We start from the raw sequence: 20141 nt of genomic DNA on the forward strand, positions 1-20141 counted from the left end.
GGACTTATGAACAGCTTGCTGCGGTTACTCTGTGACGGGCGTTTAGCGAGGTTGGGGGGCGTCGGCTGGTGAGATGATGGCCGTGCATATTGGGGGCCGCTAAAGCTTTCCCTTAGATGCGTATCAACGCTTCATGGATGACAGACTGCGATAACCACTCCCTTTGGCTGTATGGAACGGTCAGCTCGGCGCCTCGGGGATATATCAAGAACAGCATATCCAGGAATAAGCGTGCAGCAGAAAATGGCTCAGCTTTTAAGTCTCACAAACTTCTTCATGCCGGGAATAAAGTTCGCTCCGCTTTAGGCGCGGTTACGGCAATAGTTCCTGAAGAATAGAAGCCGCGACAGTGCCATGTGCAGAATGGCCGTTGGGAAGCGACAGAGCGGGCTGTCGAAACCTGGGCGAGCGGCATTTTAAAAAAATGATGTGAAGGCTGTCAGCTGCAGGGAGCTCACTACGGCGCCCCGCTTGCGAGCCTAAGAGCAAGGCTGCATTGATCGGTACCATAGTCTGGGTTGTATAACGCAATTTGTTCCGCTCCTCTATTCGGCACAGTCGTAACGGTTCTGCTTGAGCCGTGGGCGCTGAGTAAAGCGTTTATGGACGTGACGGAGCGCCTCGTATAGTTAGCGAATGCAATACAGCTACCGACACAGCTGAGCATTGATAAGACGCAGCTTCTTTCAGTAACGCACATGCACAGCGATAAACCTCCCATACGTTGAACCGATACTCACAAGCCGCTGCTTGACGTTTATTGTCACCAGATACACTCATCAGTTGCGTTCAGCAATGCCGACAGAGTTTTCTGATCTACACGGCGTCTCAGTAGCCAGTTGCCTAAGCAGTGCCGCTTACTAACCTTTTCGCTTTTCAGTAAGCGGACATGAGGTGGCAGTCGAGGAATCATAGAAACTTGCTGGCATGTCAGCTGTACAAAGCCATATCCGAAGCCACGCGGTCACGTAACCAGTCTTAGAGACGTGACGATGGGAGGCGGTGTCGCACCGCGGACAGGTGGGTAAAAGCGCCTCAACCGATGCATTAGGATATTCCTCAGGCCAAAGGTATGGCCTGGATTTCCGTCGCACCTTCTATGAAGGCAAGCTAGGTGCGACGGGCCCACGAGAGCGGTCAGCTTACCGGCTCTACCTTTGCAGTTTCCGCAACAGGGCGTTCAGTCTTTGTTTGCTCCCGTCGCTTGATGAATTTCCAATCCGCTTCATCGATGTAAATCCCGCTCGGGCCGCTTCCTCCCTCCAGGTCGATGGCTACATGTGCTGAGACCTGTGGCTTGACCGAAGCCAGGATCGGCACGAAGCCCAACTGCAGACTGGTTTCGATCAGTGCGTGTTGATTACGTTCATCAATATCGGCCGCCTCGTCCAGGTAGTAGGGAAGACGGATGCGGCCTGCCTGTTCCCGGTCAATCAGGTGCAGCAACAGATACATGTTGGTCAGTGCCTTGATGGTCATGGTCGTACCGTTGGAAGCAGCGCCGTCGATGTCTGTATGGATCACAGGCTGGCCGCCCACCTTGGTAATTTCGAACGCGAGTTCGAACAGGTCTTTCAGGCCCAGCTGATTATTGTTGGCGGCAACCAGGCGCGCGAGGTATTCCTTGGCCTCTTCGTTCTTGCTGTCTTGCTCGCTGCTCTGCTGTAGATCGAATACCGATAGCGTCTCGCCTTGCTCGTATTGCCCGGCGCTGTGGATGATCTGGTCGATATGCTTGAGCGCATCCTTGTTCGGTGCCAGGACGATGCGAAAGCTTTCGAGGTTCGAAACCTGGCGCTTGTTGATCTCGCGGTTGAACAACGCCAGCTGATGCTCAAGGCTGTCGTAGTCGCTGCGAATGTTGCGCAGGGTCCGGGCGATATCGGTGACTGCCGCCCTGCGTGCCTTGGCCAGCGTCAGGGCTTCGTCCTGGCGATGCGCATAGGCGTTCACCAGTAGCTGCAGACGACGCTCGGGATCTTCTTCGCTATCGAACTTGGCGACGCCCTTGAGGCGAACCTGTGCATACAGCGCTTCGATTTGACCGTCGACGCGCTGCAGCGCCTGCCAGCTATCCTGATAGTCGTTGAGCAGCGGTTGGAGATTTTCCAGGGAGTCGTCCACCGGGTCCATGAACGGCGTGCCGAACGGTAGATCTGCCGGAAGCAGCTGACGGCGACGTAGTGCGTCTTCTAGTGTGCGCTCTTTGGCCTCGAGATCAGCCAGCTGGCGGCCGACCAGCTGCAGTTTCGCCGAGAGGTGTTGCACCCGCTCGGTAAACGCGTCGCTGGTCCGCTTGAGTTCGTCTTGCGCCGCTTCGGCCTGGGCCAACTGCTCGAGCTTGCTGTCCTCCTCGGATGAGAGCGTCTGGCAACGACGGAAGTCCTCTAGCGCTTTCTGGGCGTCCAATACCTGCTGATAAAGCTGCTCGGCCTGCGCCTTGCTCGCCGCGCGATCGACCGCCACCGAATGCTGAGCTTTGAGTTGTTTCAGCTCGCGCTCCAGTCTATCTCTCTGGTCACGCAGCGCGGCTCGATCGGTCAGCGCTTGCAGTGCGGGCGGCTCAATGTGCGAAAGGTCGATGGACAGCCCGGGCGCCTCGAAGCGTTCTCCCTTGAAGCCATCGAGCACCGCTTCAAGCGATTTGACCCAAATACCCCCGTCGTCTACGGCAATGCCTTTTTCACCCAATGGCAGACTGAACAGCTGGCCGTTGAAAAGCCTCATCAGGCGATCAACGTCAGGCTGCGAAAATTCCTCACGTAGACGGGAATAGCTGTTGTTGTCCGCATGGTCTAATTGCTGCCGGACCGACTTGAGTCGCTTTTCCAAGTCGCGTAGGCGCTCGTCGAGGTCCTCGCTTGAGAACTGGCGCGACTGTGATAGCGCGCCAGCCAACTCGTCATGGGCGTCCTTGGCTGCGAGCAACTGCTGCTCGAGCACATGAGCATCGTCGACTAGTGCAAAGCGGTTCTTCAACGCAGACAGTTCGCCCAGCCAGCGTTGAATTTCGCTGATATCACGCTCCAGACGCATCAGTTCCGCAGTGCCGCCACGCTGTTCGTTCTGCAGACCGTCCTGCTCGCGGCGATAGTGTTCGGCCTGGATCACCAGCTCTTCCTTGCGTGCGCCTGCATAGTCCTGCCAGGTGCCGAGCAGTGAATCGAGCAAGGGGGAAAGGCGGTGCAGCTTGCCGCGCAGAAATTCACGCTGCGCTACGCCAGCGGCCAGGGCTTCGACCAGCGGGCCGGCAGCGACAAGCGCTTGGTAATCATGCTCCATGCGGCGGACGTCGCGGAAGGCTTCTTCGGTGGCGGCAATATAGTCGACGCTGCCGGAACGCAGGCTGTGCTCAAACGCATCGAGGAACAGCTGCTTGAGCTTGGCAGCGGTGATCTCGCGCATGTGCAGAAGATTGATGAACAGAGCGCGGAAGGTCTTGAGGCTCTGCTCGCTGGTCGAGCGCAACGGGATTAGCGTCATGTCCAGCGGAATTGCAGTATGGCCACCCACCAGCAGACGGCGAAGCTCATCCGGCTTGGCCTCATATGCCTTGATGCCGGCGCGCTCCAAGTTGGCGAACAATTCACGTTGACGCAGGCAGGTGCCGTTCTGCTGGTAGTGATCGAGGTCCAACGAGCCCTGATAGACGAAGAACTGGTGCCCGAAACCGCCGCCCGGTCCCCGCCCGGCAACGCCGATCACGTGCGGCCCATGGGGCAGGGCGACCTCGACGAGGATGTAGCTGGTATCGCTGGCAAAGTAGAACTTGCGCGACTGTTCCAGGCTGTACTTGCCGAAGCTCATGTCCGACATGCGTGCCAGGATCGGGAACTGTAGCGCGTTGATCGAGGCCGACTTGCCCAGGTTGTTGGCGCCGTAGACTGACAGCGGGTTTTCCAGTGGGAAGATGCCGAGGCTATAGCCGGCGGTGTTCAGCAGGGCGAAGCGGCGAATACCGTAGCGTTCCTGGCTCATGCTCCAAGCTCCTTTTCTTCGGCAATGGCCCGCGCTAGGGCATCTTCTTCGCTTTCGTCCGGTTCGCGGTCGAGGAGGATGATCTCGTCCTCTTCTTCTTCGGCGATCAGTTCTGGAGCGGGTAAGGGCAGGTCGCTGCTGTGCAGGTTCGCCGCCAGGTCACGGTCCTGCTGTACTGACAGGCAGACGTCAAGGAAGCGGTGCATGGGCGGCAGAAAGCGGTAAATGCCATTGCTGTCTTCGGCGAAACCCAGCTGTGTCAGGCGCCGAATGATTTTTTCCTCCAGCTCGTCCTGAGTCGTCACCTCGGCCTGCAGGAACAGGTCACGGTACTTGTCCAGCAGCGCAGGCAGTTCGTCACGGCCCAGGCTGCCGCCGTCGAGTACCGCGAGCGGGTCGCGGCCTTGATCGGCGAGATGCTCGACCAGAATGAAGGTGAACAACGCCAGGCGTTGGGCGGTCTTGTTGACCTGCGCACCCATCTGCTCGGGGACGAAGTAGTAAAAGCCGCGCGGATCGCAGACGAGTTCGAAGCCGAGCGCCTTGAACAGCGCGCGGTAGTGGTCCTGCATGTTGGACAGCTGGGCGTAGCATTCCGGCTCGCTGCGGGACAGGTGATACCCCTTGAACAGCTCGCGGAAGATTGGTGCCAGCTGGGTCATTTCTTTCAGATCGATGTTCATAGGCAACTCAGGGCAATCGGCGGGTGAAAACCGCGAAGCGCTTTTCACAAAATGGGTTCGAGACAGGGCGCGCAATACCCGGTCCAGCTCGCAAGCGCTCAGGCATCGGCGTTGGCCAGCAGCGCAAAGGAGCTAAGGCTGACCTGATGCTCACGGGTCAGATACTCACGCCGCTCTAAGCGGTCGCGCTGAAAGCGCGGATCGCGGGACAGCCGTGAAAACCAGTAGAGCAGCTCGTCAGTCGCGCCCTCCGGCTCCTGTTCCAATAGCCACTGCATCAGGTCAGGCAGCGGCAGCGCCTGTTCACAGCGATCGAGCATTTCACGCGCCGTCAGCGGCGAGCGCGGTGCGTCGGTCTTGCGCTTGCTGCCGGCTCGGGGAAATTGCGCCGGCTTCGGTTCGAAACGGGCCAAGGCGTAGACGTAGGCTTCGACCTGGCTGGCCGTGCCGAGAAAGGTGCTCTGCGGCCGGGTGAACAGTGGCAGCGAGGCCTGAGGCACCGCATCCAATCCTTTCTTGCGGATCGCTGATAAGGCCAGCGCGGCGCCGCGTGTAACCGCATTGTGCCGGCGTGCCTCCTCGCGCAGCGGCAGCAATAGTTCACGGGCATGACGCAGGGTCAGCTGGGCAGTGCTCTGCATTTCGAGGATGCGCGCATGGGTGCGTAACAGCAGGTCGTCGTCGACCAGTTGGCCGAGTCGCTGCTGCTCGCCGAGCAGCTTCATCAGTACCTGCACGACGCGGTAGACGCCTTGTTCGAACGCGCCGTCTGCCGCGACTAGCTGAATCATCGGCTCGACGTACTCGTCCCAGGTGGCCAGTACTTCGGCGTAACGTTGACGCAGCGGAATCTGCCGATCGCTGGTCTTGGCCCGGTCAGCCACACCGATCAGCGCCTGCTCGTCGTTGGCGAGCTTTTTCAGCACGTCGCGCACGCGCATGTCGAGCAGGCGCAGCTGACGCGCAAGGTCTTGGCCGTCGCGGATCTCGAAGGCGTCCTGGATGTGTCCTGCTAGACGCTCCAGATGGCGCAAGTAGGCTTCGATCTCCAAGCACAGGCCGAGCCGATGCTCGCGGCGCAAATACGCCAGGAAGTCATGGATCTGCGCGTTGAGCTCGAAGCGATTCGGGCTTTTCGCCACCGGGACCAGTATGTCCAGCCGGATCCACTGATCGAGCAGGGCGGTGATATCGGTGGGCGTGCCTTCCGGCAGTTGTGCGGCGAGCTGATGACGAAGTTCGACCAGGCTCAGGGTGCCGGCATCGAAGCGCTCGCACAGCGGCTCTAGCAACGTCCAGTGTTCGGCAAGGGCTCGCAGTACGCGCTTGGGTTCGATCATCTGAATCGGTTCTGTCAGCTGCAAAATAGTCGGCAATTGTACTGCCTGGCCCCGGTGCAAATCAGCCCAAACCGATCGTTGGATTCGTGCAATGAGGTGCTCGGCCTTCCCGCGTTGTGGGTTTCCGGCCACAATTCACACTTGAGGCGCCACCTGAGTCCGCACGGCTGGCCAAGAGGAGTTCGATATGAGCAGCAACGACCGCGTCATCATCTTCGACACCACCCTGCGAGACGGCGAACAGAGCCCCGGCGCTTCCATGACCGGTGAAGAAAAACTGCGCATCGCCAAGGCTCTCGAGCGGCTGAAGGTCGATGTGATCGAAGCCGGCTTCGCCATTGCTAGCCCGGGAGATTTCGCCGCGGTCAAAGCGGTAGCCGACCACATCAAGGACAGCACCGTATGCAGCCTGGCCCGCGCCGTCGATGCGGACATCGAGCGCGCGGCCGAAGCGCTGGCTGGCGCTAGCTCCGGACGGATTCATACTTTCATCGCAACCAGCCCGATCCACATGCAATACAAGCTGCGCATGCAGCCGGATCAGGTCATCGAGCAGGCCGTACGCGCCGTGACCAAAGCACGTAACCTCTGCGCCGATGTGGAGTTTTCTTGCGAGGACGCCGGGCGTTCGGAAATCGATTTCCTCTGCCGCATCATCGAAGCGGCGATCAATGCCGGTGCGCGGACCATCAATATTCCGGACACCGTCGGCTACGCCATTCCGCATCAATACGCCGATACCATCCGCCAACTGCTCGAGCGCATCCCCAACGCCGACAAGGCCGTGTTTTCCGTGCATTGCCACAATGACCTCGGCCTGGCCGTCGCCAACTCGCTGGCAGCCGTCGTAGCGGGCGCGCGCCAGGTCGAATGCACTATTAATGGCCTCGGCGAACGCGCCGGCAACGCCGCGCTGGAAGAAATTGTGATGGCGATCAAGACCCGCCAGGACTTGCTCAACGTGCACACCCGCATCGAGACCGAACATATCCTCAGCGCCTCGCGCTTGGTCTCCGGCATCACCGGCTTTCCGGTGCAGCCAAACAAAGCCATCGTCGGCGCCAATGCATTCGCCCACGAGTCGGGCATTCATCAGGACGGCGTGCTCAAGCACCGCGAAACCTACGAGATCATGTCCGCGCAATCGGTAGGCTGGAATGCCAACAAGATGGTCATGGGCAAGCACTCTGGGCGTGCTGCTTTCCGCTCGCGGCTGGATGAATTGGGCATCGTCCTGTCCGGCGAAGGCGAGCTGAATGCTGCGTTTGCGCGCTTCAAGGAGTTGGCGGACAAGAAGCACGAAATCTTCGACGAAGACTTGCAGGCGCTCGTCTCCGATGCCCTGACCGAAGACGTCCAAGAGCATTTCAAACTGGTGACGTTGGAAGTGGCGAGCAAGACCGGTGAGATCCCCGATGCCAAGCTGGTGATCAGCGTAAACGGCAGCGAACAGAGCGCCGCAGGCCAAGGTTCCGGTCCGGTGGACGCGACCTTCAAGGCCATCGAATCGGTGGCCAATTCCGGCGCCACGTTGCAGCTGTATTCGGTCAACGCCATCACCAAAGGCACCGATTCGCAGGGCGAGGTCACGGTGCGGCTGGAGAAGGGTGGGCGCATCGTCAATGGCAACGGTGCCGACACCGACATTGTCGTGGCCTCCGCCAAGGCTTACCTGAATGCGTTGAACTTGATGCAGGTGGGTGCGAAGGCCCATCCGCAGGTGGCCGAGGTTTGATCGCCGAACATCGGCGTCGGGCCTTTCTCGACGCCATGCAGATCACCACTTGGCTGCCACGGACCGAGCTGCCTTTCGCCGCGCCTTCGCGCCCGGAGCTGCTGCAGTGCGCCGAGCCTGATCCGGCGCCAGCCATCGAACTCGAACAGCCAATCGCGCCGCCGGCCCCGCCGACGCCCAAACCAGTAACCTCTACACCGGCTGCTGCGGCGAGCCCGGCGGCAGATGCGGTTCGCTCGGTTATGCCGCGTATCGCCATGCCCGAGCCTAAAAAGCCGGCCCTGAAACCCGACGAGCCGCAAGCGTCCGCCGTCGAGCAGAAAGCCGTAGTGCCGCCGCCGCGTTTCGCCTTGCAGTTGCTGCGTGCGGGCAACGTGCTGCTGTTAGTGGAGCTGCCGACAGGTGAGTCCTTCCAGAGTCGCGACCCAGCTTACATCCTGCTCAAGGACTTGCTGCGCGCCGCCAGGCTGCCGGACAAGCCCCAGCAGGTCGGTGATGGCGAGCCGATCCGCTGGCCGCTGTTGCATCGCGGCAGCCTCGATCAGGGGATCGAGGCCGCACGCGATTACGTGCAGGGCGTGGTCGCTGCTGAACTGGAGGGAATGGGTTGTGCCTGCCTCTGGTTGATCGGCTCACCGGCCCTTCGTTTCGCTGGCGAAGTCGAGGCGGATGCCTGCTATCGCGAGCTCACCATCGAAGGTTTGGGACTCGCGCTGACCATGCCAGGCCTCGAACAACTGATGGAGCAGCCTGAAAGCAAGGCGCAGCTGTGGAAGGCCATGCGTCGTAGCATGCCGCGTTGGGTAACCGGTTTATGAGTGGCTCCCTTGAGTAGTGTTGAATGAGTGATGCAGTCAGCTTTCGCCCGATGACCGTGGCGGATATCGAAACCGTCCTGAAAATCGAATACGCCGCTTTCAGCCATCCCTGGACCCGAGGCATCTTCACCGATGCGCTGACGGCTTACGAGTGCTGGGTCATGTTCGAAGGTGACCAGCAGGTCGGGCACGGTGTGATCAACGTCATCCTCGACGAGGCGCACCTGTTGAACATTACCGTCAAACCGCAGAGCCAGGGCCGTGGCCTTGGTTTGCGTCTGCTCGAGCACCTGATGCAGCGGGCTCACGAGCGTGGCGGGCGAGAATGCTTTCTGGAGGTGCGCGCCAGCAATGCACCGGCTTACCGACTGTACGAACGCTATGGTTTTAACGAAGTGGGGCGCCGCCGGGGCTATTACCCGTCCGCTGACGGACGCGAAGATGCCTTGGTGATGGCCTGCACCCTGATCGACTGATCAGCGAAAGGGCATGCACGAAAAGGCCGGGCTCGAAAGAGTCCGGCCTTTTCGTTTTGCTCGACGAACCTTTCTGCCTGAGCCCGATGAGCGGCCCTGACGAGATTACCGCCCCGGCGCCTTGTCCCGCCCCGAATCCAGCGGGGCGTCGCCGCCCAGTTCGTTGTCATCCATCACATCATCGTTCTCGTGCAGTACGGCGTCGCCACCACCGAGGCCAGTATCCGGATCGCCATCGGCAGGACCATTCCAGGCCTTCCCATCCAACGGGTCATAACGGGCCTCTTCGGCCTCGTCCAGATCCATGCCGGCTCCGATGCGGTGCTCGGAAACTTCACTCAGTTCCTGATCGGCTGGGCCGCCATGGCCGCGCTCGTGGGGCGAACGTGCACCGTCTTCCTTGATCAATGTTTCCGGTGCCAGGTCATCCATGGTTGCGCCGTCATCCGGCACTTCGCCGGCAGACATGCCGGCTTCGGCTACACGCTCCGGCGGAAACTCATCCTCTATTTCTTGCGCAGGGGCCTCGTCACCGATACGGCCCTTGCGCTCGTCCCGACGCTGGTCGAAATCGAGCTGCTCAATCGAACCCATGCGGTCCTCGGTATCGTCGATTTCAGTGGGTGTGTAGGGCTTGCGATCATTCATGACAACCTCCTGCGAAATTGCGGTCTTGCAGATTGTGACCCGGTGTCGGGGTGAAGATTCAGGCTGGCCGCTGGCCGGCTCGGGCTTTATGAACCAAGCTGCAAGAGTCTTTCGCGTAACGCTTCCGGGGCTGTCGCGTTGCAAACCGCGCGAACCACTGACGAGGATCGAGAGTCTCAGAAGCATGAACGAATCCCATGATCTATCCGGGCTGGACGTCCGCCACTGCGCTTTTTTCTTCGATGTCGATGGCACGCTGGCTGAGATACAGCCTCGTCCCGAACTCGTTTTCATCCCGCCTGGCTCGTTGACGGCGCTCGAACATCTGCATGTCAGCGAGATCCCCATAGCCGTCATTTCGGGACGCCCGCTCAGCCAGCTCGACGATCTGCTTTCGCCACTGCGCCTGCCAGCTGCCGGCGTGCACGGTGCCGAAAGGCGCACCGCCGAAGGCCAGTTACGGAATCTGGCGCTGGACAACGTTCTGTTCGACCGCATCCACCAAGAGCTGGCTCGAGCGTGCGCCGAGCTTCCCGGCCTATCGCTGGAAAACAAGGATGTCGCCTTCGCGCTGCATTTTCGGTTGGCTCCAGAGCTGGAAGAGGCCGCTCGTGCTCTGGCTGAAGACTTCATTGGCCGCTACGGCGACGTGCTGGCCCTGCAACCAGGCAAATGCGTGTTCGAACTCAAGCCGCGTGGTGCCAGCAAGGGCGAGGTGATTCGCACCTTTATGCAGGAAGCGCCTTTCAAGGGGCGAACGCCTGTCTTCATCGGTGACGATCTGACCGACGAGGCGGGCTTCAAGGCTGTCAATGAGTTGGGCGGGTTGAGCATCAAGGTCGGCACCGGTGCGACCGAAGCCACGCAGCGTCTGGATTCGGTAGAAGCCGTCGGCGCCTGGCTCGAAAGCCTACTTAGCGCCCTGTCCGAACAGCCGGTAAATCCAATAAAACCAGACTGAAGCGAGAACCATCATGAGCCGACTAGTAGTGGTTTCCAACCGCGTAGCGCCTATCAAGGCGGGGAAGGTCGCTGCTGGCGGACTTGCAGTGGGCGTCTATGACGCGTTGCGCCAGGCCGGAGGCATCTGGTTTGGCTGGAGCGGTGAGGTAAGCAGCTCCCCGCAAACCAATAGCGAGACCATCGGTAACATCACCTACGTGACCCTCGGGCTGACCAAGCAAGACTATGATCAGTATTACCGCGGCTTTTCTAACGCCACGCTTTGGCCGATCTTCCATTACCGCATCGACCTGGCTCGCTACAACCGTCAGGAATATGATGGTTACAGACGGGTCAACGCCATGCTGGCGGAGAAACTCAAGCCGCTGCTCAAACCCGACGACATTATTTGGATCCATGACTACCACCTGATTCCCTTCGCCGAATGCTGCCGCCAGTTGGGCATTCGTAACCGCATCGGCTTTTTTCTGCATATCCCGTTTCCACCGCCGGAAATTCTCACCGTTATCCCGCCGCACAATGAGCTGCTCAAGACGCTCTGCTTCTATGACCTCATCGGGTTTCAGACCGAAACCGATCGTCTCGCCTTTCAGGACTACATGACTCGTGAAGTGCGCGGCATTCTGGAATCCGATGGCAGTCTGACCGCCTATGGGCAGAACTTCCGTGCGGGGGTCTATCCGATCGGGGTGGTCCCGGATGAAATCCACGACCTCGCCGAGTCTTACAAAGGTCGACGCAAGCCGATGCGGCGCACCACGGACATCGCCCGCAAGAAAATCATCAGCGTCGACCGTCTCGACTATTCAAAAGGTCTGTTGGAGCGTTTCAAGGCCTACGAGGCGTTTCTCGAGCGTTACCCAGAGCACCGCCGCTCGGTCGAGTTCATCCAGATCGCACCCACTTCCCGTTCCGATGTAAAGACCTACCAGCACATCCGTCAGCAACTGGAAAGCGCGGCGGGGCACATCAACGGTTGGCTGTCGGACCTGGACTGGACGCCGCTGCACTACCTCAACAAGAGCCATGATCGGCGCGTGCTGATGGGCCTGTTCCGCAATGCCGACATTGGCTTCGTCACGCCGCTGCGCGACGGCATGAACCTCGTCGCCAAAGAATACGTCGCCTCGCAAGACCCTGAAGACCCCGGCGTGCTCGTGCTGTCGCGCTTTGCCGGCGCCGCTCGCGAGTTGACCTCGGCATTGATCGTCAATCCGTACGACTGCATCGGCATGGCCGAAGCGCTGGATCGAGCCCTGCGGATGTCGCTCTCAGAACGCAAAGATCGTTACGAGCACATGATGCGCGCCATTCGCGCCGCCGATCTCGATGCCTGGCGTGACAACTTTTTACGCGACCTGCGCGCCTTTTCGTCCCGACCGCGAGCCGAAGTCCCTTCCAATCCGCTCTTCACTGTCTAGTCTGTGACGTCCCGGCCTGCATGCTTGTCAAAACGTGGTCCGGTTCGTAACGTGCGTATCGGAGCACAAAGGGACAATCGATGAGCAACGATCTTCAACAGTTATTCGAAAACAATGCGCGTTGGGCTGAAGCCATCAACGAGGAAGACCCGACGTTTTTCGCCAAACTGGCCAAGCAGCAGACGCCGGAATATCTCTGGATCGGCTGCTCGGATGCCCGCGTGCCGGCCAACGAGATCGTCGGCATGCTGCCGGGCGATCTGTTCGTTCACCGCAACGTCGCCAATGTCGTGTTGCATACCGACCTCAACTGCCTGTCCGTCATTCAGTACGCCGTCGACGTACTCAAGGTGAAGCACATTCTGGTCACCGGCCATTACGGCTGTGGTGGCGTTCGCGCTTCCATGCGTGACGACCAGCTGGGTCTAATCGATGGCTGGCTACGCACCATCCGCGACCTTTATTACGAGCACCGTGACCATATCTCCACCTTTGCGACAGAAGAGGAGCAGGTGGACCGCATGTGCGAGCTCAACGTCATTCAGCAGGTCGCCAACGTCAGCCACACCAGCATCGTCCAGAACGCTTGGCATCGCGGCCAGGCACTGTCCGTGCACGGCTGCATCTACGGGATCAAGGACGGCATCTGGAAGGACCTCAACGTCACCATCAGCGGCCCCGAGCAAGTGCCACCGCAATACCGTCTGCGCCCGCAACGGTCAGTCTGATGGCGAGTCGCCAAGGATGGGCCTTCGCTGGTCTGCTGCTCGCTGTGCTCTGCTGGAGCGGTAATGCGTTGGTCGCGAGGGCCTTCCACGACGCAATCCCTCCGTTGACTTTGTCTTTCTGGCGTTGGGTGCTGGCGACCTGTCTGCTGCTCCCTTTCGTCGCGCGATCGATCTGGGCTCACCGCACAGTGCTACGCGCGGCAAGCTGGCGTCTGCCTGTCATCGCTGCGCTGGGCATCAGCAGCTATAACTCGCTGCTGTACACGGCAGCGCAAAGCACCGAAGCCATCAACCTCACATTGGTGAATACCTGCCTGCCGCTTTTCACCTTCATCGGTGGTGGACTGCTGCTGAATGAATGGCCGGCGCGGCGCGCTTGGTTCGGTATGGCCATTGCGGCTGGAGGGCTGGTTTATCTCATCAGCCGGGGCAGCTGGGAGGTGTTCAGTGGGCTGTCGTTTCAAGCAGGTGACCTGATTATGCTGGTGGCGGTTCTGGTCTGGGCGCTATACACCTTGCTGTTGCGGCGCTGGTCAGGCTTTCTCCAGCTTCCGCCGTTGACGCTGCTCGGCGTGCTGATGCTGTTCGGCGTGCCGATGATCCTGCCGTTCTACCTGTTCGAACTGGCCCAAGTGGGTGGCTTCACGCCCACCCCAACCAACCTCGCCGCAATCGGCTACACCGCCATCTTCGCCTCGCTGGTGGCTTATCTATCCTGGAACCACGGCGTCAAAACCGTTGGCGCGGCGAAGGCCGCCATGACGACCTACCTGATGCCGGTTTTCACCGCGATTCTCGCCTGGCTGGTGCTGGGGGAAGGGGTGCAGCTGTTCCATCTGGTTGGTGGTGGGCTGATCTTCGCCGGTCTGCTGTTGGCGACCCAGACCACCATGCGCAAGGCGGCTCGCTGACGTCGAGCCCGGATAGCTTCAAATAGCCCTGCTTCGGCGCAATGCTGTTCGTTCGTAAGTTCGCCTCGAGGTCGGACCTCTCACGTTAAACGGCAGGTGCACACCAGCTCCTGTGGGAGGCGCAACCTCGCGGCGAATACAGGCCGCAGGCCTGTCCGAAACGCAGCGTGCCTAGAGTCGATAGTGTTCAAGTGAACAGCATTCACGCTCTAAGGCGGGGCTTATCCTCGTCCGGTTACTTCTATCGTCGTGCCCTTCAACGTTTGCTGTTACCGCTGACCATGCGACCCTTCATGGCCTCTTGCTTGACGATGTACTCGCCTACCAGCGGACGGCTTTGCAGGTAGTGCTCGGTGGTCTTGTGATAAGTGAAGGCCAATTCGTCGCGGTACAGCTCGTAGAGATACACCAGATCAGGGTCATTCAGATCCTGCACGACATCGAACACAAGGCAATCCGGCTCGTTCTGCACCGAAGCGGCGGCGTTGACGCGCATGGCCTCCATGAACTGAGCGAACGAGCCAGGCTTGAGCTGCGTTTTCAAAATGAGACAGTACATAAGCATCCTGTTTTGTTTTATGGTTACGGCCTGATTGTATACAAAAAAGGATCAAGCCATGCCAACCCGTCCCGGTCGCCTGAATGGCCTGCGCCACCTGGCGCTGACCGCCCCGAATCTTGAAGAGTGCGAACGTTTCTATGTCGACGTGCTGGGCATGGAAGTGCTCAACCGCGCCAGCAAGGACCTCGTCTACCTGACCTGCGGCAACGACAACCTCTCCCTGGGCCGCGCACGGGAAAAAAGCAGCGGCGTTCAGGCGATGGATCACTACGGCTTTATCGTCGATAGCCTGGACGAGCTACATGCCTGGTACGAATACTTGCAAACCCAAGGCGTGACTCTGTTGGATCGGCCCTTCGCCCATAGCGACGGCGCTTATAGCTTTCATATGCTCGACCCAGCTGGTAATACGGTTCAGCCGCTTTATCATCCGGCGATATCGGGGCAGCGGTTTAGCCGAGACAGCTGAGCGCGGTGCGCCTGCTGTTAAGGCACCGTGAACGGCAGACCGTTGAGTAAGAACTTCGTCGCAACCATCCAGACCACCGCACTTATCAACCCCAACGACAGATGCCCAACAACGATCCCTATAGCGATCTGTTTCCAGAGCCCGGCGTATTGTTGGGCGACGTAGCGGCGGCGCGGTAGGGCGTCTCGCGTTCGGCGCGGATGTTGTCGAAGCAACTCTCATGGCGGGTACTCGATGCTGTTTGGCTAAACGGCAGGCACAAAAAAAGGGTTCAGCTTTCGCTGAACCCTTTCTTGAATATGTTGGCTACGCAGGCATATGAACTCGCATGCTTAAGCCTTGAGTTACCGGGGTTCTACATTGAAAGCTAGTTAGGCCTACAGGAAGGCATACGCCGTGCCGGTTGCTACTGCGTTCTGGTCGTCGGGCCGGGCCTGTTCTGCTGCTAATTCTTCCTGATAGTATCCATCGCCTCATCACCCCATCGCAAGGAAGCAACCGTGGCTACCTCGTCCTCACTCGTAAGGAAAGCGAGCACATTACTCTCCGTGTACAGCCTGGCACCGATGCCAATGATCTCCTCGCACAGCTGCTGCTGGATGGGATCACGATCCGCGTTGGGCAGATGGGTGGCGGGCAGGTAAAGATTGGCATTGAAGCGCCGATAGATCTTCAGATACTGCGGGGCGAGCTTGAAGAGGCATAGAAACCATCGTGTCGGCCCGAGATAAAGGTAGGGATGCGCTGTTGTATGAACTGCGCAGAGGTTCCAACGGCGCCTGCAGGCAAGCCTTACAATATTATCCTAGGATGCGAATGCATTAGGACGGATCCATGACCAAAGACGCAACATCTGGCGATAGTCTTTCATCACGCTCTGGCAGCGCGCAGGCGCTTCCGATCGAGGCTAGGTATCAGAAAACTCTGATACCCATCGAGGCCATCACGACTTTCAACAGCAACATGGGAAGTGCTGACCTAAAACAGATCGTTGAGGCCCGCGATGGAAAGCACTACGCAGTCAAGACCACGCGGGACGGTGCGGGCAAAGTGCCTGCGTCGGAATTCTTCTGTTATGAGCTTGCCTGCCGAGTGGTTATTCCAACCCCGGCGTTCGCGATCATCTCTATGCCACAAGGCGACTTGGCCTTCGGCTCTTTGTGGGAAGGCGGGGTTGTCAATGGCAATAAAAGGGTCGACTACCAAGCTTTCGTTATGGCTGTGCTCCAGGGAAAGACTAAGGTACCTAATCTCAAAGCATTTTTAAGCCGACTCTACGCGTTCGACTTGTTTGTTAATAACGTAGATCGCCATTGGGGGAACTACCTGTGGCGGTCCAGCTTTGGTGATTCTTTTATAGCTCTTGCATTCGATTTTAGCAGGGCGTGTTTCGAAGTCGGCCACCTGGGGTTTGAGGCAGTGCACCCGGCATCCAATACGCAAATCGCTTTCAGGATGATAAACCTGACCAAAAATTACATAAGAGCCGAGGCTTTGGGATGTCTTGAGGCCATTGAAGCCATAGATTCTAACGAAATAGCGACAATTCTTGAAAACTTCCCTGCCAGCTGGATGTCCAAAGCCGACCGTAAAGCGTACATTGACTGGTGGGATTCTCAAGCGCGGCTGGACAGAATCAGCTCTTTGAAGAATACAATTTAGGAGGTAATAAATGATTACCTTTGAATATTCGATTATTAAATACATGCCTGACCCAAAGCGTGGCGAGATAGTAAATGTTGGGTTAGTAGTATTTAATGCCGGAAGGGCCGATGTCAGGGTTCTTAATGCCTCTGCCAAGGTCCGCATAATCGATGGGACTACCAGGATTGAAGATCTTGAGTCGTTAAAGGAAGGGATCACTTCAGTCGCAGCATTGGCGGATAATCCCAAACAAGCAATAGAATTGTTAAAATCGTTCCACGCATCTAGCTCTTTTCTGAGCGAGCCTTCGTGCTTTGTTTTAGACGACATCAACCAATATGAAAAGAGAGTGTCAGCTCTTTTTAACGAACTAGTAAAGCCATATAGCTCGAAAGAAAAAGTCATAAAAAGCTCTAGAATTCACACTTATGTGAAAAATATATTTCAAGGCATGGAAATATTAGGAAAGGATGTAGATGATCTTAGCAGGCATAAGGTTATTTACAATTATCCGCTTAATGAAAACTCTGGATTTTCCGCAGACTTCTTGTTAAAGAACGGGAAATTCCATATGACCGAAGCCATTGATTTTAATTTAAATGACCCGAGCGCTAAATTCAAAGAAACAACCATGAAAGTAATGACTTTCATGGAGGGGCGTAAATTCCTCGGCGATGACTCGGCTCGTTACTTCGTTTATTTTGCGAGCGCAGCGAAGGAAAAAGAAGTCATACCGCATATAAATCTTGCAGAAGAGTATAGTGACAAGATATTTAACTTAGAATCTAAGGAAGAACACACCGAATACTTCGGATTGATGTCATCACTTGTTGGTCGCGATCTATTAAGGGTTCATTAAGTCGTTGCAGGCGACGCCTAAGCCCCCGCACTTGGCGGGGCTTTTGTAAGTGTTTCGGCTGTAGGCCAAAGCGCACAAATCTTGCCGGTATTCAGTCATTCTCAAGCCTACGATTAAGACGATAGTTCGCTCGCGATGACGCAGGAAGCGCACCGAGCCTGGATGGCCTGACGCTATGGGAGAAGATATGCGGAACCCGCCAAGTAAACTTTGATACTTATTCGGGCCCGCTTTACGAGTGAAGTGTCGAATCCAAATGCCATGCATGGTCGCGTCTGAAGTGACGTTCTGGCGTAGCAGCCGAGAACTCCATGAGCCATGCAATAGCCCACCTGGAAGCTATCGCCGCGTCTATTGAGGATAGGCGACCCGTAACGCTCCACCTCATCGCTATGTAGATTTAGCAGATCGATTTCCAAAGGGATCGACACTAGCCGCCCATTCAGGTCTATGAACCCAAAATCGACAACACGAATAGGGTGGTCACTTTTACTAACCACATTCATCATCGTTTCTGGGATGGCCTCGGGCGACAATGTTCCGAGAGAAACTAATATTTCATCCCGGACTCCTCGGAGCTGAATTATAAGTGCCCACACACCAGAGACGGCTGCAACGACCGCGCCGATGAGCGTCACCCACTTGGTCCAAATATCTACGTCCATGCGGGTTAACTGGCAGTAAGCTGCAGGTCAGTGTAGTACTCCAAGTAAGATTTCGGCTGCCTCGTTATAAATGGCGCCGACAGCACTGTGTTGTCTGACTGGATGTAGTCATCGACATACACGGCCAAGACTTCTTGGGACCGTAAAAATACACCGGCGAAGATGAACTCATATCTCCCTATTTTTCGAATGACGCCGATCATGTGATCGAAAGCTGGATCAAGATGACGATTTTTCTTTTGGTGACACTGCTGTGCCATTCGTCGTGCTTCTGTGATTCGCGAGCTTCTGATGGTTGGTAGTTCGATCGGCTGAATGGTAGGAGGCGCTTCTTCGATCTCCTGCGAATAGCGCAGCCTATACCGGTTTTTGAGAACGATTAGAGGTAAACCATAGGCGTCAGATGCGCCAGAGAGCGCTTCATCTGCCGTCATGCCGTTTCTGCGATCCAGTCGCAGCAGTTCGACTGCCTCCGCGATATTTTTTTCGTCCATGAATATTCACCTTGTTGTCACTAGATATTAGATTAGCCGTTGCACATCACGGGCTTGTCCTCAAGTTGAACATTAAACAACGTGACAGGGCGTGGCAATTAGCAGGCTCAGCGGCAGATAGCCTCACACGGAATACCGTCGTTGTCGCCGACGATGCGCGGGTTCCGACACTGGTTGAGCTGGAAACGAGCCTCCGCGCAACCGCTCATTTTGGGCGCATGACTTGATAGTGCTGCAGCTGAAACCGTCTTGCTGCTTCGGCGCGAAAGTGAGTGAGACAGTCTTTTGCGGGGCATTACCGGTCCGGCGTTCCTTGCGTCAATCCCACGGCGCTTGCTGCTCAGCTTGCGAAAAGGGGACAAAATCATTTTCCGACCCTAACTGTCCCTTGCGAAGCACAGAAAATAATCACCCCGGCTGCTGGCCAGCCCACGGCATCACAATCTGCAAATCCCCAACAGGCAGTTGCGCCGCTACCATCCAGACCACCGCACCAATCAACCCCAACGACAGATGCCCAACCACGATGCCGATGGCGATCTGTTTCCAGAGGCCGGCATGCTGGTTGGCTTGGGTAGCGGCGGTGCGATAGGGCGTTTCGCGCTCGGCGCGGATGTTGTCGAAGTCGTCTCTCATGGTGCGCTCTCGGTGATGCTGGGCTAAACGGCGGGCACAAAAAAAGGGTTCAGCTTTCGCTGAACCCTTTTTGAATTTGGTGGCTACGCAGGGACTTGAACCCCGGACCCCAGCATTATGAATGCTATGCTCTAACCAACTGAGCTACGTAGCCAAGTGGCGCGCATTATTCTCGTCGCGCCTGTGGCTGTCAACCCTCCTTCCGTGATTTTTCGTCCGTCTATCAAATGCTTATGCCGCGCCGCCGGTGGGCGCTTGAAGCCGCCGCGGCGGCGCGTCTGTTTGCGTGTCGATCAGTCCCATTTTGGTGCGAAGCCGGGGTTGGCCAGGCGTTCGTTGCGGTCCAGCGTGGCGATCTGCTGCATCTCTTCATCGGTCAAGCGCAGCTCCTGAGCAGCCAGATTAGCGGCGAGGTTTTCGCGTTTGGTGGAGGAGGGGATAACGGCAAGGCTCTGTTGCAGTAGCCAGGCGAGGGCGACATGCGCGGGGCTGGCGTTGTGGCTTTCGCCGATGCGTTGCAGTACCTCGTCCTGCATCACCTTGCCGTAGGCCAACGGCATATAAGCGGTGATGTGCATGCCATGGCTGCGGGCGAAGTCGATCACCTTTAGGTTCTGCAGAAAGGGATGCACCTCGACCTGATTGGTGGCGATGTTCTCGGCGCCGATGGCGTCGATGGCTTGCTGCATATGGGCAATGGTGAAGTTGGAGATGCCGATGGCACGGGTCAGGCCGCGCTCTTTGGCTTCCATCATGCGGGCCAGATAGTCGGCGACTGCCAGTTCGTCGTTCGGTGATGGCCAATGCACCAGGGTGAGGTCGACTTGCTGCAGGCGCAGCTTGGTCAGGCTTTCCTCGAGGCTGGGAATCAGCCGGTCAGAGCCGAGGTTGCTGGTCCAGACCTTGGTGGTCACGAACAGCTCTTCGCGAGGCACATCGCTCTCGGCAATGGCCTGGCCGACTTCCGCTTCGTTCTCGTAGATCTGCGCGGTGTCGACGTGGCGATAGCCGAGCTCAAGGCCCATCTTCACCGAATCGATGACTTGCTGGCCCTTGAGGCGGAAGGTGCCGAGGCCGAAAGCGGGAATGCTCATAGGGGTCTCCTGTGTGA

Annotated in this window: 19 protein-coding genes, 1 tRNA gene and 1 pseudogene; 11 read left to right on the forward strand and 10 right to left on the reverse strand. The window is 57.8% G+C overall.

Annotation, left to right across the window (positions count from 1 at the left end):
• Positions 1 to 1137: 1137 nt before the first annotated feature.
• The 3 genes from mksF to mksB form a co-directional block, all read right to left on the reverse strand.
• Complete coding sequence (mksF, locus tag NA647_RS18680) at positions 1138 to 3978, reverse strand: Mks condensin complex protein MksF (RefSeq protein WP_256059042.1); 2841 nt, start codon at positions 3976 to 3978, stop codon at positions 1138 to 1140.
• Positions 3975 to 4661 carry an Mks condensin complex protein MksE gene (gene mksE / locus NA647_RS18685; RefSeq protein ID WP_256059043.1) on the reverse strand — a complete coding sequence of 229 codons (687 nt, stop codon included), beginning with the start codon at positions 4659 to 4661 and terminating at the stop codon, positions 3975 to 3977. The genes mksF and mksE overlap by 4 nt, the downstream gene beginning before the upstream one ends.
• A 98-nt stretch (positions 4662 to 4759) precedes the next feature.
• Positions 4760 to 6001, reverse strand: a complete 1242-nt coding sequence (mksB, locus tag NA647_RS18690) for an Mks condensin complex protein MksB (protein WP_256059044.1) — start codon at positions 5999 to 6001, stop codon at positions 4760 to 4762.
• Between the two features lie 187 nt (positions 6002 to 6188).
• Between mksB and NA647_RS18695 the strand changes: the two genes are divergently transcribed.
• Genes NA647_RS18695 through rimI form a run of 3 tightly spaced genes read left to right on the forward strand, consistent with a single transcriptional unit; the run spans position 6189 to position 9030 of the window.
• A complete protein-coding gene (locus tag NA647_RS18695; protein WP_256059045.1) occupies positions 6189 to 7736 on the forward strand; it encodes a 2-isopropylmalate synthase in 1548 nt (515 codons plus the stop codon).
• Positions 7733 to 8554, forward strand: coding sequence for an energy transducer TonB (locus tag NA647_RS18700; protein WP_256059046.1), 822 nt, complete (start codon positions 7733 to 7735; stop codon positions 8552 to 8554). The genes NA647_RS18695 and NA647_RS18700 overlap by 4 nt, the downstream gene beginning before the upstream one ends.
• Before the next feature lie 23 nt (positions 8555 to 8577).
• Positions 8578 to 9030, forward strand: a complete 453-nt coding sequence (rimI, locus tag NA647_RS18705) for a ribosomal protein S18-alanine N-acetyltransferase (RefSeq protein ID WP_256050292.1) — start codon at positions 8578 to 8580, stop codon at positions 9028 to 9030.
• Positions 9031 to 9135: 105 nt separating this feature from the next.
• Here the strand turns inward: rimI and NA647_RS18710 are convergent, their stop codons facing one another.
• Positions 9136 to 9678 (reverse strand): hypothetical protein, encoded by a 543-nt coding sequence (locus NA647_RS18710; RefSeq protein WP_256059047.1) that lies wholly within the window; start codon positions 9676 to 9678, stop codon positions 9136 to 9138.
• 184 nt (positions 9679 to 9862) lie between these two features.
• Here NA647_RS18710 and otsB point away from each other — a divergent pair, with 184 nt between their 5' ends.
• From otsB to NA647_RS18730, 4 genes are all read left to right on the forward strand, one after another.
• Positions 9863 to 10639, forward strand: coding sequence for a trehalose-phosphatase (gene otsB, locus NA647_RS18715; RefSeq protein ID WP_256059048.1), 777 nt, complete (start codon positions 9863 to 9865; stop codon positions 10637 to 10639).
• Positions 10640 to 10652: 13 nt separating this feature from the next.
• Entirely contained in the window at positions 10653 to 12062 is a 1410-nt protein-coding gene (otsA, locus tag NA647_RS18720) for an alpha,alpha-trehalose-phosphate synthase (UDP-forming) (protein WP_256059049.1), read from the forward strand.
• An 80-nt stretch (positions 12063 to 12142) separates the two neighbouring features.
• Positions 12143 to 12790 carry a carbonate dehydratase gene (gene can, locus NA647_RS18725; RefSeq protein WP_256050288.1) on the forward strand — a complete coding sequence of 216 codons (648 nt, stop codon included), beginning with the start codon at positions 12143 to 12145 and terminating at the stop codon, positions 12788 to 12790.
• A complete protein-coding gene (locus NA647_RS18730; RefSeq protein ID WP_256050287.1) occupies positions 12790 to 13701 on the forward strand; it encodes a DMT family transporter in 912 nt (303 codons plus the stop codon). The genes can and NA647_RS18730 overlap by 1 nt, the downstream gene beginning before the upstream one ends.
• 256 nt (positions 13702 to 13957) lie before the next feature.
• On the opposite strand, the gene NA647_RS18735 is transcribed toward NA647_RS18730, so the two are convergent.
• Entirely contained in the window at positions 13958 to 14260 is a 303-nt protein-coding gene (locus NA647_RS18735) for a putative quinol monooxygenase (protein WP_256059050.1), read from the reverse strand.
• A gap of 58 nt (positions 14261 to 14318) precedes the next feature.
• Here NA647_RS18735 and NA647_RS18740 point away from each other — a divergent pair, with 58 nt between their 5' ends.
• Positions 14319 to 14732, forward strand: a complete 414-nt coding sequence (locus NA647_RS18740; RefSeq protein WP_256059051.1) for a VOC family protein — start codon at positions 14319 to 14321, stop codon at positions 14730 to 14732.
• A gap of 17 nt (positions 14733 to 14749) precedes the next feature.
• Here NA647_RS18740 and NA647_RS19725 read toward each other — a convergent pair.
• Positions 14750 to 14934 (reverse strand): annotated as a pseudogene (locus NA647_RS19725) (hypothetical protein).
• Positions 14935 to 15135: 201 nt separating this feature from the next.
• Between NA647_RS19725 and NA647_RS18745 the strand changes: the two are divergent.
• The 3 genes from NA647_RS18745 (at position 15136) to NA647_RS18755 (ending at position 17235) form a co-directional block, all read left to right on the forward strand.
• Entirely contained in the window at positions 15136 to 15438 is a 303-nt protein-coding gene (locus NA647_RS18745) for a carbon storage regulator (RefSeq protein ID WP_256059052.1), read from the forward strand.
• A 128-nt stretch (positions 15439 to 15566) separates the two neighbouring features.
• Entirely contained in the window at positions 15567 to 16394 is an 828-nt protein-coding gene (locus NA647_RS18750; RefSeq protein ID WP_256059053.1) for a HipA family kinase, read from the forward strand.
• 10 nt (positions 16395 to 16404) lie between these two features.
• Complete coding sequence (locus tag NA647_RS18755) at positions 16405 to 17235, forward strand: DUF3037 domain-containing protein (RefSeq protein WP_256059054.1); 831 nt, start codon at positions 16405 to 16407, stop codon at positions 17233 to 17235.
• A 670-nt stretch (positions 17236 to 17905) separates the two neighbouring features.
• Here the strand turns inward: NA647_RS18755 and NA647_RS18760 are convergent.
• The 4 genes from NA647_RS18760 to dkgB form a co-directional block, all read right to left on the reverse strand.
• Complete coding sequence (locus tag NA647_RS18760) at positions 17906 to 18394, reverse strand: hypothetical protein (RefSeq protein WP_256059055.1); 489 nt, start codon at positions 18392 to 18394, stop codon at positions 17906 to 17908.
• Between the two features lie 408 nt (positions 18395 to 18802).
• Positions 18803 to 19030, reverse strand: a complete 228-nt coding sequence (locus NA647_RS18765) for a hypothetical protein (protein WP_256059056.1) — start codon at positions 19028 to 19030, stop codon at positions 18803 to 18805.
• A 77-nt stretch (positions 19031 to 19107) separates the two neighbouring features.
• Positions 19108 to 19184, reverse strand: a tRNA-Met gene (locus tag NA647_RS18770).
• A gap of 139 nt (positions 19185 to 19323) precedes the next feature.
• Positions 19324 to 20124, reverse strand: coding sequence for a 2,5-didehydrogluconate reductase DkgB (gene dkgB, locus NA647_RS18775; RefSeq protein ID WP_256059057.1), 801 nt, complete (start codon positions 20122 to 20124; stop codon positions 19324 to 19326).
• Positions 20125 to 20141: the final 17 nt, after the last annotated feature.

It is taken from the genome of Stutzerimonas stutzeri, assembly GCF_024448985.1.
In the GTDB taxonomy this organism is placed as follows: domain Bacteria; phylum Pseudomonadota; class Gammaproteobacteria; order Pseudomonadales; family Pseudomonadaceae; genus Stutzerimonas; species Stutzerimonas stutzeri_AP.